The sequence below is a fragment of the Mycobacterium sp. 852002-10029_SCH5224772 genome, assembly GCF_001667315.1.
In the GTDB taxonomy this organism is placed as follows: domain Bacteria; phylum Actinomycetota; class Actinomycetes; order Mycobacteriales; family Mycobacteriaceae; genus Mycobacterium.
In genome coordinates this window covers 1-548 of sequence record NZ_LZHT01000092.1, presented here as the reverse complement: position 1 = coordinate 548, position 548 = coordinate 1, and the positions used below count along the sequence as shown (strand labels likewise).

Genomic DNA, 548 nt, shown 5'->3' with positions numbered 1-548 from the left:
CTGCTGGCCGGGCTGCGCGGCCTGCTGGCCTCCGGAGAGTTGGGTCAGCACAACGGGCTGCCGGCCTGCATCATCGTGACCACCACCCTGGCCGAACTGGAGGCCGCCGCCGGACGCGGCCTGACCGGTGGGGGCACCATCGTGCCGATGAGCGACGTGATCCGCCTGGGCCGCCACGCCCACCACTACCTAGCCATCTTCGACAACGGCAAAGCCCTGGCCCTCTATCACACCAAACGGCTGGCCTCCCCCGGCCAACGAATCGTCTTGCACGCCAAAGACCGCGGCTGCACCACACCCGGGTGCACCGTGTCGGGCTACTACTGCGAAGTCCACCACGTCACCGACTACGCCACCTGCCACAGCACCGACATCAACGACCTCACCTTCGCCTGCGGCCCGCATCACCGCATGCTCCAACCCCGCGGCTGGACCACCCGCAAAGACGCCAAGGGTGACACCGAATGGATCCCACCCCCACACCTCGACCGCGGCCAACCGCGCACCAACACTTTTCACCTGCCCGAAAAACTGCTACGCGACGGCGA

Annotated in this window: 1 protein-coding gene; it reads left to right on the top strand. The window is 67.3% G+C overall.

Translation table 11 applies throughout. The features are described from left to right. Nucleotides 1-548 (top strand): HNH endonuclease signature motif containing protein (locus A5775_RS26300; RefSeq protein WP_156660741.1); only part of this gene is annotated, 548 nt, incomplete at both ends.